This window comes from Shinella sp. SUS2 (genome assembly GCF_001262505.1).
Lineage (GTDB): Bacteria > Pseudomonadota > Alphaproteobacteria > Rhizobiales > Rhizobiaceae > Shinella.
On the sequence record NZ_KQ410734.1, the window covers coordinates 84,037 to 98,705 of the forward strand.

13 protein-coding genes are annotated in these 14,669 nt (G+C 63.5%); 4 read left to right on the forward strand and 9 right to left on the reverse strand.

Annotated elements, in window-relative coordinates:
- Nucleotides 1–160 precede the first annotated feature (160 nt).
- Nucleotides 161–943 carry a DeoR/GlpR family DNA-binding transcription regulator gene (locus AKG11_RS20095; RefSeq protein WP_037405406.1) on the forward strand — a complete coding sequence of 261 codons (783 nt, stop codon included), beginning with the start codon at nucleotides 161–163 and terminating at the stop codon, nucleotides 941–943.
- A gap of 88 nt (nucleotides 944–1,031) precedes the next feature.
- Nucleotides 1,032–3,482 (forward strand): GcvT family protein, encoded by a 2,451-nt coding sequence (locus tag AKG11_RS20100; protein ID WP_050745224.1) that lies wholly within the window; start codon nucleotides 1,032–1,034, stop codon nucleotides 3,480–3,482.
- 100 nt (nucleotides 3,483–3,582) lie between these two features.
- Here the strand turns inward: AKG11_RS20100 and AKG11_RS20105 are convergent, their stop codons facing one another.
- Genes AKG11_RS20105 through AKG11_RS20115 form a run of 4 tightly spaced genes read right to left on the reverse strand, consistent with a single transcriptional unit; the run spans nucleotide 3,583 to nucleotide 7,447 of the window.
- Nucleotides 3,583–4,029 (reverse strand): VOC family protein, encoded by a 447-nt coding sequence (locus AKG11_RS20105; RefSeq protein WP_023514203.1) that lies wholly within the window; start codon nucleotides 4,027–4,029, stop codon nucleotides 3,583–3,585.
- Nucleotides 4,030–4,032: 3 nt separating this feature from the next.
- Nucleotides 4,033–4,272 (reverse strand): hypothetical protein, encoded by a 240-nt coding sequence (locus AKG11_RS34620; RefSeq protein ID WP_156334112.1) that lies wholly within the window; start codon nucleotides 4,270–4,272, stop codon nucleotides 4,033–4,035.
- The gene (locus tag AKG11_RS20110; protein ID WP_023514204.1) at nucleotides 4,272–5,651 is read right to left on the reverse strand and encodes a sigma-54-dependent transcriptional regulator; all 1,380 of its coding nucleotides are present in this window, start codon (nucleotides 5,649–5,651) and stop codon (nucleotides 4,272–4,274) included. Before AKG11_RS20110 ends, AKG11_RS34620 begins: the two co-directional genes overlap by 1 nt.
- Complete coding sequence (locus tag AKG11_RS20115) at nucleotides 5,648–7,447, reverse strand: sensor histidine kinase (protein WP_050745225.1); 1,800 nt, start codon at nucleotides 7,445–7,447, stop codon at nucleotides 5,648–5,650. The genes AKG11_RS20110 and AKG11_RS20115 overlap by 4 nt, the downstream gene beginning before the upstream one ends.
- A gap of 224 nt (nucleotides 7,448–7,671) precedes the next feature.
- On the opposite strand from AKG11_RS20115, the gene AKG11_RS20120 reads away from it, so the two are divergent.
- On the forward strand, nucleotides 7,672–9,003 hold the full coding sequence (locus tag AKG11_RS20120) for a dicarboxylate/amino acid:cation symporter (RefSeq protein ID WP_050745226.1): 1,332 nt from the start codon (nucleotides 7,672–7,674) through the stop codon (nucleotides 9,001–9,003).
- 50 nt (nucleotides 9,004–9,053) lie between these two features.
- On the opposite strand, the gene AKG11_RS20125 is transcribed toward AKG11_RS20120, so the two are convergent.
- On the reverse strand, nucleotides 9,054–9,512 hold the full coding sequence (locus tag AKG11_RS20125) for an Lrp/AsnC family transcriptional regulator (RefSeq protein ID WP_050745227.1): 459 nt from the start codon (nucleotides 9,510–9,512) through the stop codon (nucleotides 9,054–9,056).
- Between the two features lie 125 nt (nucleotides 9,513–9,637).
- Here AKG11_RS20125 and AKG11_RS20130 point away from each other — a divergent pair, with 125 nt between their 5' ends.
- Nucleotides 9,638–10,921, forward strand: a complete 1,284-nt coding sequence (locus AKG11_RS20130; protein WP_050745228.1) for a cystathionine gamma-synthase family protein — start codon at nucleotides 9,638–9,640, stop codon at nucleotides 10,919–10,921.
- Nucleotides 10,922–10,926: 5 nt separating this feature from the next.
- On the opposite strand, the gene AKG11_RS20135 is transcribed toward AKG11_RS20130, so the two are convergent.
- The 4 genes from AKG11_RS20135 to proV all read right to left on the reverse strand — a co-directional run bounded on the left by AKG11_RS20135 (nucleotide 10,927) and on the right by proV (nucleotide 14,346).
- Nucleotides 10,927–11,199 (reverse strand): helix-turn-helix domain-containing protein, encoded by a 273-nt coding sequence (locus AKG11_RS20135; RefSeq protein WP_023514209.1) that lies wholly within the window; start codon nucleotides 11,197–11,199, stop codon nucleotides 10,927–10,929.
- 74 nt (nucleotides 11,200–11,273) lie between these two features.
- Complete coding sequence (locus AKG11_RS20140) at nucleotides 11,274–12,149, reverse strand: glycine betaine ABC transporter substrate-binding protein (RefSeq protein WP_050745229.1); 876 nt, start codon at nucleotides 12,147–12,149, stop codon at nucleotides 11,274–11,276.
- Between the two features lie 56 nt (nucleotides 12,150–12,205).
- Nucleotides 12,206–13,090, reverse strand: a complete 885-nt coding sequence (locus AKG11_RS20145) for an ABC transporter permease (RefSeq protein ID WP_050745230.1) — start codon at nucleotides 13,088–13,090, stop codon at nucleotides 12,206–12,208.
- A 23-nt stretch (nucleotides 13,091–13,113) separates the two neighbouring features.
- A complete protein-coding gene (proV, locus tag AKG11_RS20150; RefSeq protein WP_050745231.1) occupies nucleotides 13,114–14,346 on the reverse strand; it encodes a glycine betaine/L-proline ABC transporter ATP-binding protein ProV in 1,233 nt (410 codons plus the stop codon).
- Nucleotides 14,347–14,669: the final 323 nt, after the last annotated feature.

The following is a 14,669-nucleotide window of genomic DNA, read 5'->3' on the forward strand; positions in this document are numbered from 1 at the left end:
AAATGCAGAATGAAAGAAAACATTACATTATGCAACATATTCGGACATATTATATGCAGATTTTTCCCGACCGCGATGGCGACGGTGGCGGAACGGACGGATTTAGCCGCATTTTTTCGTCCAGCTTGTCAAAGCGACAAAAATGATCGCAGATAACATCATGTCCGACAGTCAAAGCGCCCGTGCCCTAGCCCCCCGCCGCCACACTGAGATCCTGCGCCGCCTCGCGGCAGATGGAACGGTCGGTATCACCGAACTCGCCGAATTCTTCGATGTGTCGCGGCAGACGATCCGGCGGGACCTGAAGCTGCTTGCCGATCGCGGGCAGCTCGACCTCGTCCATGGCGGTGCGACCCTGTTCGAGCCGACCGAGGCGGCCTTTACGGAGCGTCGGGAGGAAAATGCCGATGCCAAGGCGGCAATCGGCCGGGCGGCGGCCGGTCTCGTGCGGGACGGAATGGTGGTCTTCCTCGATTCCGGTACCACGACCCTGGCGGTGGCGCAGGCGCTGGCGGAGCGGAAAAACCTAACAGTTTGTACCACATCGCTGTCGATTGCACTTTTGATGTGCCGCCAGCCGCTGGTGCGTGTGCACATGCTGGGCGGCGAGATCGATCCGGACGAGGAGGCTGCCGTCGGCGTCGATGCGCTGGAAGCGATCCGCCATTTTCGCGTCGATGTCGCCTTTCTCGGCGGTGGCGGCCTGTCGCCCGATGGCGAGGTGACCGACTTCACCCGCAATGGCGCCGAGCAGCGTTCGCGCATGGTGGCGACGGCGGGCAAGGCCTATTTCGTGCTCGACAGCTCCAAGTTCGGCCGGCTGACGCCCTTGCGCATTCCACGTTTCGAACTTGCCGCCGGTATCATTACCGATCGCCTGCCGCCGGAAGCGATCTGCGAGGCGCTGGAGCGAAAGGGGCCGGTCCTGATCGTTCCGACGTGATGAAATGTAATATTTTGTAACTTTTTGTCTTGCTCTTTGGCGGTGTTTTGTTACCGTGCGGCCTTCCATGGCATCGGGAGGTCGTTTCATGGCACAGGAATTTCCAACGCAGGCACAGGTCGTCATCATCGGCGGCGGGATCATCGGCTGCTCGGTCGCATATCATCTGACGAAACTCGGCTGGCGGGATGTCGTGCTCCTGGAGCAGGGGCAGCTGAGCGGCGGCACCACCTGGCACGCGGCAGGCCTCGTCGGCCAGTTGCGCAGCCATGCCAACATGACGAGCCTCATCAAATACTCGACGCAGCTCTATACCGAGCTGGAGGCCGAGACCGGGCTTGCCACGGGCTGGAAGAACTGCGGCTCGCTTTCGGTCGCGCGCACCGTCGATCGCATGACCGTGCTGAAGCGCACGGCCGCCTCCGCCCGGGCGCAGGGCGTCGCCATCGAGGTGATCTCGCCGAAGGAGGCGCAGGACCTCTGGCCTGTCATGGCGATCGACGACCTCGTCGGCGCCGTCTGGTTGCCGGGCGACGGCAAAGCCAATCCGACGGATCTCACGCAGTCGCTTGCCAAGGGCGCGCGCAGCCGCGGTGCGCGTATTTTCGAGCGTGTCCGGGTCACCGGCGTCTCCGTGGCGAATGGTGCCGTCACGGGCGTGGAGACGGATCGAGGGGCGATCTCGGCCGAGATCGTCGTCAACTGTGCCGGCCAATGGGCGCGCAAGGTCGGGAAAATGTGCGGTGTCTCCGTGCCGCTCCATTCGGCCGAGCATATGTATATCGTCACGGGTCGTATCGAGGGCGTGCATCCGGACCTGCCGGTCATGCGGGATCCTGACGGCTACATCTACTTCAAGGAGGAGGTCGGAGGCCTCGTCATGGGCGGCTTCGAGCCGGAGGCGAAGCCCTGGGGCATGGCCGGCATTCCCGACGATTTCGAGTTCGCCCTGCTGCCGGACGACTGGGACCAGTTCGAGATTCTCATGCAGAGCGCACTGCAACGCGTGCCGCAGCTCGCCACGTCCGAGGTCAAGAAATTCTACAACGGCCCTGAGAGCTTCACGCCGGACAACAATTTCATCCTCGGGGAGGCGCCGGAGCTGAAGAATTTCTATGTCGGCGCCGGTTTCAATTCGATGGGCATCGCGAGTGCCGGCGGCGCCGGACGGGCGCTGGCGGAATGGATCGTCAACCGCGCACCGACCATGGACCTCTGGCCCGTCGACATCCGCCGCTTCGCCACTTTCAACAACAATCCCCGCTGGCTGCACGACCGCGTCAAGGAAACGCTCGGCCTGCACTATGCCATGCCCTGGCCGAACCGGGAGCTGGACACAGCCAGGCCCTTCCGCCGTTCGCCGCTCTATGACCGGCTTGCCGCCAAGGGCGCCTGCTTCGGTTCGAAAATGGGCTGGGAGCGCCCCAACTGGTTTGCCGCCCCGGGCGAGGCGGCTGTAACCGCCTATGCCTTCGGCCGGCAGAACTGGCACGAGGCGGTGAAACGGGAGATGAAGGCGGTGCGCGAGGCGGCCGGCCTTTTCGACCAGACGTCCTTTGCCAAGCTTCTCGTCCAGGGACGGGATGCGGTGTCGGTGCTCAACCGGATCTGCGCGGCCGAGATTGATGTGGAGATTGGCCGGTCCGTCTATACCGGGCTTCTCAACGAGCGGGGTGGCTATGAGAGCGACCTGACGGTCCTGCGCCTTGCGGCCGACCGTTTCCTTCTCATCACCGGCTCGGCGCAGGCCGTTCATGATGCGGACTGGATCGGCAGGAACATACCGGCCGGTGCCCATGCGACGCTCACCGATGTGACCTCGGCCTATGCGGTCCTGGCGCTGATGGGGCCGAAGTCGCGGGACATCCTGGTTCGCCTCACCAGCGCGGACATTTCCAACGAAGGCTTCCCCTTCGCCACGAACCGGGAGATCGACATCGGCTATGCTACCGCCTATGCGAACCGTATGACCTATGTCGGCGAGCTCGGCTGGGAGCTGATCGTACCGACGGAATTCGCCGTCGGCGTCTATGAGGCGCTGCAGGAGGCGGGACGCGATGCCGGGTTGGTGGATTGCGGCTATTATGCACTGGAGGCGCTGCGGCTTGAAAAAGGCTATCGTGCGTGGAGCCGCGAGCTGACACCGGACGTCACCCCCTATGAGGCGGGTCTTTCCTTCGCGGTATCTCTTGACAAGGCGGGTGGTTTCATCGGCCGGGAAGCGCTGGTTGCGGCAAAGGCGAGCGGCACGCCGTCGAAGCGTATCGTGCAGTTCACGGTCGATGATCCCCTGCCGATGCTCTGGGGCGGCGAGCTCATTCTTCGCGACGGCAAGCCGGTGGGCGAGGCCCGCTCGGCGGCCTATGGCCACACGCTCGGCCGTGCCGTCGCCTTGGGGCTCGTCGAGAATGCCGCCGGCGTGGACAAGGCCTTCCTGGAGAACGGGCGCTTTGAAGTCGACCTTGCGGGTGAACGGTTCGCGCTGACGGTGCATCTTGCGCCGGCCTATGATCCGAAGGCTGCGCGCGTCAAGGCCTAGGACTGCCCTCGTGAATGCACAAGGCCACCGCCGATGTCGCGGCGGTGGCCTTTCATGTGCGTCCACCGACAGGGCTGCCGAGGTCACGGGGTGTTCGCGGTCAGCCCTGTGTCGGCTTCCAGTCCGCCGACGGAATGCTGTTGATCATCCACGGGATGCCGAACTTGTCGACGAGGGAGCCGAAGCCGGGCGACCAGAACGTTTCGCTGAACGGCATGCCGATCTTGCCGCCTTCCGCGAGCTGGTCGAACCAGCGCTTGGCCTCGGCCTTGTCCGTGGTGTGCAGCGTCACGTCGAACCCGTTCTTGGGCTTGTCGATATTGGGCGCCCAGCCGGCATCCATGTCGGCGCCCATCAGCGCCTGGTCGCCCACTTCCAGCCAGCAATGCATCAACCAGTCCTTGTATTTCGGATCGGTGATCGGCATGTCCGGCGGGGCCTCGCCATAGGGAAAGGCAGCGGTGATCTTGCCGCCCAGCACCTTGGCGTAGAATTCGAATGCCGCCCGACATTCTCCCTGAAAACTCAGGCTCGTCACGATCTTCATGCTTCACTCCTCCTCGTTGTTGGGATCTTCCCGCCGGAGCGGCGGCCGCAGATGTTGAAACCGATATGACAGGCAGGGCGAGAACCGACTGGCACGCTCACCTTGCGTCGTTCGCGGAACAATGGTGTCGATCCCGTTGTCATTGATGTTGATATCAACGTAAATGCTGCGACAAGTCAACCCGTGGCAGGTTTGATCGCTCGGCCTTCTTTTCCAACGGGAAAAATGCGGCGTGGCGATCATCAGGGGCCCGGCTTCGAAGAGCTCGGTTTTTCGCCCGCGGCGGAAAACTCCCGCCTGACGATGCCGTGGCGCTGGAGCTTGTCATAAAAGGTCTTGCGCGGAATGCCGAGGGCGGCGATCGTTTCCTGCACATTGCCGTCATGGGCGCTGAGCGTGTCGCGGATGATCTCGGCCTCGAGCCGCTCCAGCCGTTCCGGCAGGGAGCCGCCGCCGCCGGTTTCAGCGGCTGGGCTTTGCGGCGCGAGCGCCGTCGCCGTCATGCCCAGCACCGTCCGCTCGGCGAAGTGGGAGAGCTCACGTACATTGCCGGGCCAGTCGTGTTCGCGCAGGTGGCGCAGGATTTCGGCCGAAAGGCTGGGCGTCGTCCGCTGGAAACGCCGCGCCGCACGCTCGGCGAAATAGCTGAACAGCAGCGGAATGTCCTCACGGCGCTCGCGCAGGGGCGGAATGGTCAGGGAGACGACGTTCAGGCGATAATAGAGGTCCTCGCGAAAGGCCCTGCGCTGGGCGGGGTCGGCAAGATCGACCTTGGCGGCCGCGACGATGCGGATATCCACCGGGCGCACCTCGTTCGTGCCGAGCGGTGTCACCTCGCGCAGTTCGAGCACGCGCAGCATCTGGATCTGTGTGGACAGCGGCATGCTTTCCAGTTCGTCGAGGAAGAGCGTGCCCCCGCTCGAATGTTCGATGCGGCCAATGCGCTTCTTTTGGGCGCCGGTGAAGGCGCCGGGCTCATGGCCGAAGAGCTCGCTTTCGATCACCTGCTCGGGCAAGGCGCCGCAGTTGAGCGCCACGAAATTGCCCTTTGCCCGACGGCTCCAGCCATGCAGCAGGCGTGCCACGACCTCCTTGCCGCTGCCTGTCTCGCCCGTGACGAGCACGTCGACATCCGTATCGGCGATCTGTCGCAGCGTCTGGCGCAGGCGGTCCATCGCGGGTGTCTGGCCGATCAGGGGGAAATCATCCTCTGCCTGGCGGGCGTTTTCCCGAAGCCGGCGGTTTTCCAGGACCAGGCTGCGTTTTTCCGCCGCGCGCTGGACGCATTGGATCAGTCGCTCGGCGGGAAAGGGTTTGGCGATGAAGTCGTAGACGCCCTCCTGGATGGCCTTGACCGCTGTTGCGATATCGCCGTGGCCGGTGACGAGAATGACTGGAATCTCGGCATCCAGTGCGCGAATGCGCGCGAAAAGCTGGATTCCATCCATGCCGGGCATGCGGATGTCCGACACGACGATACCGGCAAAATCCTTGTCGAGTCTCTCCAGCGCCTCGGCGGCCGAGCCGAGTGGCGATACGGTAAATCCCGCGAGGTCCAGTGTCTGGGCGGTGGCGCGCAGGAGTTGCCTGTCGTCGTCGATGAGGAGAACCGGCACGCTCATTCTTCAGCCTTTCGCAGATGGACGCGGAACGCAGCGCCTTGTGGGCCTGTCTCGACCTCCAGCCGGCCGCCATAATCGGAAACGATGTCCTTGGCGATAACGAGGCCAAGGCCGAGACCCTTTTCCTTCGACGTGTTGAACGGTTCGAAGAGTGACGCGAGGATGTCGGCCGGCAGGCCGGGGCCGTTGTCGGTGACGGAAATGACGACACCACCGTTCTCCGTGGTGGTCGTGATGTCGACGCGCCCGTCCATGCGCTCCTCCACGGCTTCGAGTGCGTTCTGGAAAAGGTTGATGAAGACCTGCTCCAGCCGTAGCCGGTTGCCGGCGACGCGCAGCCCCTCCGGCAGGGGGGCGACGGCGAGACGGTCGAGCCGCCCGGTAAAACGGCTGCGCAGCAAAAGGATCGCACCATCGATCACCTCGCGGAGAACGACTGGCTCCTCGGCAGTGCGCCCCTTGCGGGCGAGTGCCTTCAGGTCTTCCGTAATGCCGGCGATCCGGTCGGTTAGGCCGGCGATGAGACCCAGATTTTCCTGAACCGGCTCCGGCTGGCTGCGTGCCAGGAAGACCCTGGCATTGTCGGCATAGGCGCGAATGGTGGCGAGCGGTTGGTTGATTTCATGTGCCACACCGGCGGCGACCTGGCCGAGGATGGCGAGCCGGTTGGCCTGTACCAGATCCTGCTGCACGGCCTGCAGGTGGTCGCGGGCAAGGTTGAGGTCGCGCGTGCGCTCGTCCACGCGGCGTTCGAGTTCTTCCCGCGCCGCCTGATCGCGGACGGCATTGGCGAGCGCCACCTGACGCCGGCGCAGCCAGAGAGCTGCGACAAGCGTGACCGCACCGACGGCAAGGAGGGCCAGTACGCGGGTTTCGCGCATGCTGGCGGCGACGACGCTGCCGGTCGGCATGAGATATTCGAAATGCCATGGCGTCGTGGCGACAGGTGTCCTTATGCGCAGATAGGTCTCCGCGCTGCCGCCTGGCTGGACGGCGCGCAACAACGGGCCATCCCCGATGGGTTTGAAGGGAAGCGGGGCAAGCGGAGCTTCTCCGAACTGCAGGCTTTCGCGAATGGCCGCGAGGCTTTCGGCCGGCAGCGGCTCCGTCGTCATGAAGCGCCAGGAAGGAATGCTGGTGATCAGCACCACGTGGTTGGCATCGACCACATAGGAGGGGCGCTGCGTTTCGTGCCAGTCGCGCTCCAGCTGGTCGAATTCCATCTTGACGACGACGACGCCGAGGGGTGCGGCGGCCGGTCCGATACGGTGGGAGATGTAGAGGCCGGGTCTTTTGCTGACCGAGCCGAGCGCGAAATGCTCCGCCGTACCCTCCGCCATCGCACGGGAAAAATAGGCGCGGAACGAATAGTCGTTTCCGACGAAGCTCGTCGGCTCGCGCCAGTTGCTGGCCGCGATCGCCACGCCCGTTGCGTCGATGAGATAGATGACCGCCGCATTGGTGCCGGCAACCAGATCCTCCAGCTTGCGGTCGAGCCGGGATCGCCTGGCAGCGTCGACACCGGCCAAGGCTTCGGTGACGTCACGATCGCGGGAGAGCAGGAAGGGAAGGGCCCGCGGGCGCTCCAGAACGGCCTGAAGCAGTGCGACCTTGAGGTTCGCCTCGGTCCGGCCCTGCTCCTCCAGCGCCGAAAGGGCCGTGGCTCGGCCATAGAGGCCGGCGGTATAAAGTGCGGCGAAGGCAAGAGCGAAGACTGCGGCGGTAAACACCGCCCACTGCCGCCGCGTCGCGCGGTGGAGGGCGATCTGGTTGCGCGTCAGCGGGGCCGAGGTCATCGGTGATTTTGAGCATAAAACCGCACGATACTCAATGCCTCTTGTGCGGAATGTCGCACTTTGGCTGGCTGGCGCGGGTGGCGCCACCACATGAAATCTTTTTAAAACAATGGGTTATCTTTGGATTCACGAACTGGCACGCCCTTTGCGAAGCCTTCTGCGATTGCAGCAAAGCCACCCCGGGAAGAGCCAGCGTGCTGGTTGGGGTGCCAAAGGAGGAAGCCATGCACATTTCGTCTGCCGCCACGCCGGACCGTGGCCCGTTGCCGTTCTACCGTCATCTCTATGTCCAGGTGATCGTGGCCATCGTTGCCGGCATGCTCGTCGGTCACTACTATCCCGATTTCGGTGCCGGCCTGAAACCGCTCGGCGATGCCTTCATCCGGCTCGTCAAGATGATCATCGCCCCGGTCATCTTTCTGACGGTCGCGACCGGCATTGCAGGCATGTCCGATCTGAAGAAGGTGGGGCGCGTCGCCGGCAAGGCGATGATCTACTTCCTCACCTTCTCGACGCTCGCGCTTGCGGTGGGCATGGTCGTCGCCAATGTCGTGCAGCCGGGCGCGGGCATGCATATCGATCCGGCCTCGCTCGACGCCAATGCCGTGGCGACCTATGCCAGCAAGGCGCATGAATCGACCATCACCGGCTTCCTGATGAACATCATCCCGCAGACCATCGTCGGCGCATTCGCCGAGGGTGATATCCTGCAGGTTCTGTTCTTCTCGGTACTGTTCGGCATCGCGCTCGGCATGGTCGGCGAGCAGGGCAAACCGGTCGTCGATTTCCTGCAGGCCCTGACGACCCCGATCTTCCGGCTGGTCGCCATCCTCATGAAGGCCGCGCCGATCGGCGCCTTCGGTGCCATGGCCTTCACCATCGGCAAATACGGCATCGGCTCGGTCGCCAACCTTGCCTTCCTGATCGCCACCTTCTACCTGACCGCCTTTCTCTTCGTCTTCGTCGTTTTGGGTGCCGTCGCAAAGTACAACGGCTTCTCGATCATCGCGCTGATCCGCTACATCAAGGAAGAGTTGCTGCTTGTTCTCGGCACGTCTTCGTCCGAGGCGGCGCTGCCGGGCCTGATGCAGAAGATGGAACAGGCAGGTTGCAAGCGATCGGTCGTCGGCCTCGTCATCCCGACGGGCTATTCGTTCAATCTCGACGGCACGAACATCTACATGACACTTGCCGCCCTCTTCATCGCGCAGGCAGTCGACATCCCGCTGTCGATGGGTGATCAGATCCTGCTGCTGCTCGTAGCGATGCTGAGCTCCAAGGGGGCAGCCGGCATCACCGGTGCAGGTTTTATCACGCTCGCCGCGACGCTTTCCGTCGTGCCCTCCGTGCCGGTCGCCGGCATGGCGCTTATCCTCGGTATCGACCGTTTCATGTCGGAATGCCGGGCGCTGACCAACTTCATCGGCAACGCCGTTGCGACGATCGTCGTCGCTCGCTGGGAAAACGAGCTGGACGTCGCCAAGCTGAACGCCGCGCTGAGCGGCGATCTCGAGGAGATGCCGGTCCCGGCGCCGGCGCTGCAGCCGGCGGAGTGACCGCGGCTCTCCCCTGAGCTCCGAACTTGCAGCCTCCTCAAGGCGCGGCGCTAGGATCGCCGCGCCTTGATCGTGTTCATCACGAAGCTGGTTTCGATCGTGTCGACGCATTTCAGCTTGGCGATCTTGTCCTTGATGAAGCGCTCATAGTGGTCGAGGCCGGCGCTCATGACGGTCAGCACATAGTCCCTCGCGCCCGTCACCAGCTGGCATTCGATGACCTCGTCCCAGCCCTTGACGGCCTCTTCGAACATGCGGATTTCGTCGTCGTGCTGGCGGCTGAGGCGGATCGATGCGATGGCGGTCATCGTCCAGCCCTCCACGATCGGGTCGATGATCGCGGCATAGCCGCGGATAATTCCCGTTTCCTCCAGGCGCCGCAGCCGGCGCAGGCATGCGGATGCGGACAGGCCGATCCGTTCGGCCAGTTCGTTGTTGGTGATACGGGCATCCGCGGCGAGTTCACGCAGGATACGCCGGTCGATCTCATCTGCAATTTTTTGCGACAATTTTCAGATATCCTCGCAAGAAGTTTCTTCTGAAAACAATAAATCGCATCAAATAGCAAGGAAACGCCACAGGGTTTGATATAATTTGCGTCTGGAGCTGGCTACACGAACGAGGGAGACGTTTCATGACCGCGCCGCATCCGTCGAGAACCCATATCGGCAACCATGCCCTGCATCCCGAAACGCAGATGCTGAACTATGGCTATGATCCCGAACTCTCCGAAGGCGCCGTCAAGCCGCCGGTCTTCCTGACATCGACCTTCGTCTTCAAGTCCGCCGAAGATGGGCGGGACTTCTTCGACTATGTGTCCGGACGCAAGGAACCGCCGGAGGGCCGGGGGGCCGGTCTCGTCTATTCGCGCTTCAACCATCCCAACAGCGAGATCGTCGAGGATCGCCTCGCCGTCTATGAGCGGACGGAAAGCTGCGCGCTGTTTTCGTCCGGCATGTCGGCGATTGCCACCACGCTGCTCGCCCTCGTGCGGCCAGGCGATGCCGTGCTGCATTCGCAGCCCCTCTATGGCGGTACTGAGACCCTGCTCGCAAAGACCTTCCTCAATCTCGGCGTCTCGGCCGTGGGTTTTGCCGACGGCGTCAGCGAGGCATCGGTGCAGGCAGCGGCGGAGGCGGCAATGCAGAAGGGCCGGGTTTCCGTCATCCTCGTCGAAACGCCTGCAAACCCCACCAACAGCCTTGTCGATATCGCGATGATCCGCCGCGTCGCCGACGCGATCGGTGCGCGGCAGGGCCACATACCGATCGTCGCCTGCGACAACACGCTGCTCGGCCCCGTCTTCCAGCGGCCGATCGAGCACGGAGCGGATCTCTCGCTCTATTCGCTGACCAAGTATGTCGGCGGTCACTCGGACCTGATCGCGGGGGCGGCGCTCGGTCGGAAGGCCGTGATGAAGCAGGTCAAGGCGCTGCGCGGCGCGATCGGCACGCAGCTCGACCCGCATTCCTGCTGGATGCTCGGGCGCTCGCTGGAGACACTGCAGATCCGCATGGAACGGGCCAACAGCAATGCCGCGGCGGTCGCCGCATTCCTGCGGGAGCACCCCAAGGTGGAGGCGATCCACTATCTGCCCTTCTACGACCCCGCTTCGCCGGCCGGCCGGACCTTCGCCACCCAGTGCAGCGGCGCCGGCTCGACCTTTTCCTTCGATATCAAGGGCGGGCAGCCGGCCTCGTTCCGGTTCCTGAACGCGCTGAAGATCTTCAAGCTCGCCGTCAGTCTCGGCGGTACGGAATCGCTCGCTTCGCACCCCGCGACGATGACCCATTCGGGTATCCCCGTGGAGGTGCGCCAGCGCATCGGCGTGCTTGAATCGACCATCCGCCTCTCTATCGGCATCGAACATCCCGATGATCTGGTGGCCGATCTGGTGCAGGCGCTCGACGCAAGCTAGGAAGCTTAGCCGTTCTCCATCGGCCCCTTGCCCTGACCGTCGAGCAGCCAGGCGATGCTCACCTGCAGGATACGGGCGAGCATGTCGAGGCGATTGGCGCGGGGCTCTGCGCGGTCGTTCTCCCAGTTGCTCCAGGTCTCGACCGTCACGCCGGCAATGGCCGAGATTTCTTCGACGGTGAGGCCGACGGCATCGCGCGCGAGCGAAATGCGCCCGCCGATCGTGTCGTAGGCCGTATCGACGGCGGTTCGCGGGGCGAGTGTAGCGTCGGTGTGCATGTCGGTGTCCTCAGTTCGTGAAAGAGATGCCCCGCGCGGTCCGCGCGAGGCAGGCCATCGATGGTGGGCCGGCGTCAGCCGTCTTCCTTGGCGAGCCAGGCCTTGATCTGATCGGGATGGTCGGCGATGTACTTGTCGACGGCCTTCTCGTAGGAGGTCTCCTGCGCGTTGAACATCGCGGCCTCGAGATCGGCGATCGGCAGCTTCATGCGCGACAGGAAGGCCGCGACATCGGGGTTGTCCTTGTCGAAATCCTTGCGGGCGATCACGTCGACATGCTCGGCCTTGCCGAGCGCGCCCTTCGGGTCGTCGATGTAGCGCAGCTTGTATTTGCCGAACATCCAGTGCGGGCTCCAGGAGGTGGCGACGAACCATTCCTCCTTGCGGATCGCCCGGTCGACCGTCGTCAGCATGCCGGCTTCGCTGGAGATCTGCAGCTTGTAGCCGTCAAGGCCATAGTTCTTGACCGCCTGTTCCGACAGACGGGTGAGGCCCGCGCCCGGATCGATGCCCTCGACGCGGCCCTTCAGCTTCTCCTTCACATCGTCCTTCTTCAGGTCCTCGATGGAGGCGATGGCGTCTTCCGGCACATAGGCAGGCACCACCCAGCCGAGCCTTGCCCCGTCATAGACGGTGCCGAGCGTCGTTACCTTGTCCTTCACCTTAGCGAAATAGTCGGCGTGGGTCTCAGGCAGCCAGGCCATCATCATCAGGTCGAGGTCGCCGCGGCCGACGCCCTGGTAGAGCGGAGCGACATCGGTCTGAACCAGCTCGACCTCACGGCCGAGTTCGTTCTTGATGAGCTTGGCGGCAAGTTTCGTCACGAATTCGGCGTCGGACCAGGCCGACCAGCCGATCTTCACCGGTGCCTTGCCTTCGGCCAGCGTCGCGCCGGCCGCGCCGACCAGCATTCCAGCCGCAAGGCCGAGTGTAGCGAGTGTCTTGAACATCTTTGCTCCTTTGGGAGGGGTCGCATTCGGCGGCGTGTGCCGCCGGCTTTCGGGTATCAGGCCGTGGCGGTGGAAGCCGCCGGCGCCTGTACCCGGGGTCGGAAGACGGTGCGCCAGAGGCTGGCGCGCGCCTTTCCGAGGCTCTGGGTGATCCGGTCGAGGATCACCGCGAGAATGACGACGGCGATACCGCCCTCGAATCCGGTGCCGACGTCGAGACGCTGGATCCCGGTCAGCACGGTGTTGCCGATGCCGCCCGCGCCGATCATCGAGGCAATCACCACCATCGAGAGCGACAGCATGATCGTCTGGTTGATACCGGCCATGATGGAGGGCATGGCGTTGGGAAGCTGCACCTTGAAGAGCAGCTGCGGAGCCGTGCAGCCGAAGGCATTGCCAGCCTCGATATATTCGACATGCACCTGACGAATGCCGAGATTGGTGAGGCGCACGACCGGCGGCATCGAGAAGATGACGGTCGCGATGGTGCCGGGTACGGCGCCGAGGCCGAAGAACATCGCTGCCGGGATCAGGTAGACGAAGGCGGGCATGGTCTGCATGAGATCCAGTATGGGGCGCACGACCGCCGCGACCCGGTTGCTGCGCGCCATGGCGATGCCGAGCGGCAGGCCGATCAGCATGGCGACCAGCGTCGAGGCAAGAACCAGCGACAGTGTCTCCATCATCGCGGACCACAGGCCCATATGCTCGACGAGCCACAGCGAGGCGGCAGTGAAGGCGGCAAAGCCGAAGCCGACGCGCCAGAGCGAGAGCAGGACAAAAACGGCAAGGCCGAGGGGCATGGGTACCGCCAGCAGTACGGCCTGGATACCGTTCGTCACCGTGCCGATCGCGGCGGCGATGAAATCGAGCAGCGGGGCGAAGTTGTCGAGGATGTAATTGACGGCACTGTCGACGCCGTCACCGATATCGAATGTCATGGATTTTCTCCGGGTCGGCGGGATCAGGCGGTGCGGTCAAGCGCCTCGAGAAGCGCGGATTTGCTGATGGAGCCGAGGTAGCGGTTGGCCTCGTCGACGACCGGAACCGGAAAGGCACTGGCGGCGACCTTGCCGAGGACATTGGCGAGGTTTTCCGATGCGGGGATTGGCTCTACCCCCGGCAGGAAGGCGCGACGGTAGGGATCGCTCGCGCCGTCCAGGGTGGTCGATACCAGCGAGGTGCGGCTGACCATGCCGTGGAAGGTCTTGTCGCGGCCGAGGATGATGGCGACGTCCCTGTCGAAATGCTCCATGCGCTCCAACGCAGCGGCGGCGGAGACGCCCTGGCGCTCGATGATCGTCACCTGCGTCTTGCGGGCGACATCCCCGGCGCGGAAGACCTGCGAGACGTCGACATTGCGGAAGAAGGAGCGGACGTAATCGTTGGCGGGCTTCAGCACGATCTCGTCGGGTGTGCCGACCTGCACGACCGCGCCGTTCTGCATGATGCAGATGCGGTCGCCGATGCGCATGGCCTCGTCGAGGTCGTGGCTGACGAAGACGATGGTCCGGCTGTGCTCGGCCTGAAGGCGCACCAGCTCGTCCTGCATTTCCGTGCGGATAAGGGGGTCAAGCGCGGAAAAGGCTTCGTCCATCAGGAGAACGCTTGGCTCGCCGGCAAGCGCCCGGGCGAGGCCGACACGCTGCTTCATGCCGCCGGAGAGCTGATCTGTACGGCTGTCGTCATAGCCTTCCAGCCCGACAGCCCGCAGCGCCGCGCCGGCGCGCTGCCTGCGCTCGGTCTCGCCAATGCCCGCAACTTCCAGACCGAAGGCAGCATTGTCGATGACGTTGCGGTTCGGCAGCAGCGCGAAGGATTGGAAGACCATGCTGATGTCGCGGCGGCGGAGTGCGATCAGCTCGCTGCGCGGCATGCGCGCCACGTCGCGGCCCTCGATCTCGATCGCCCCCGATGTCGGCTCGATCAGCCGGTTGATGAGGCGCAGCATGGTGGATTTTCCGGAGCCCGAAAGTCCCATGATGACGAAGATTTCGCCGGTGCGGATATCGAAGCTGGCGTTGTTGACGCCGATGGTGCAGCCTGTGGCCGCGTGGATATCCGCCTTCGTCTTGCCGGCCTTCAGAAGGGCAAGAGCCTTGTCTGGCCGCTCGCCGAAAACCTTGAAGACATTCTTGATACTGATCTTGATCTCCGGGTCGTTTGCCGAAGAACCGCTCTCAGTTGCAAAAGCCATATTGTCCTGGGCCCGGCTCCGGAAGCGGGGCACTCTCCTTTGTTGATTGTCAGCTGATGACGCACTCAGCGGTATGGAATACGCGCAGGCCAAGAGGCTTCGCAAAAACGATAGCGCGTCGCAATATGGACATTGTTTGGCACATTGATGCCGTAATGTCCACAGTGTAAGAAAAAAATACTATTCTATGGTCGATTCTAGCGCGATATCGAAAAGGATTTGTCGCGAACTTCTACGGGATCAGGCGTTTGGGCTGTCCGTGACGTATGCCTCTTGCGCCGTCGTTGGCAGGCCACAAAAAGCGGTGTGGCATGAGCAGTCGC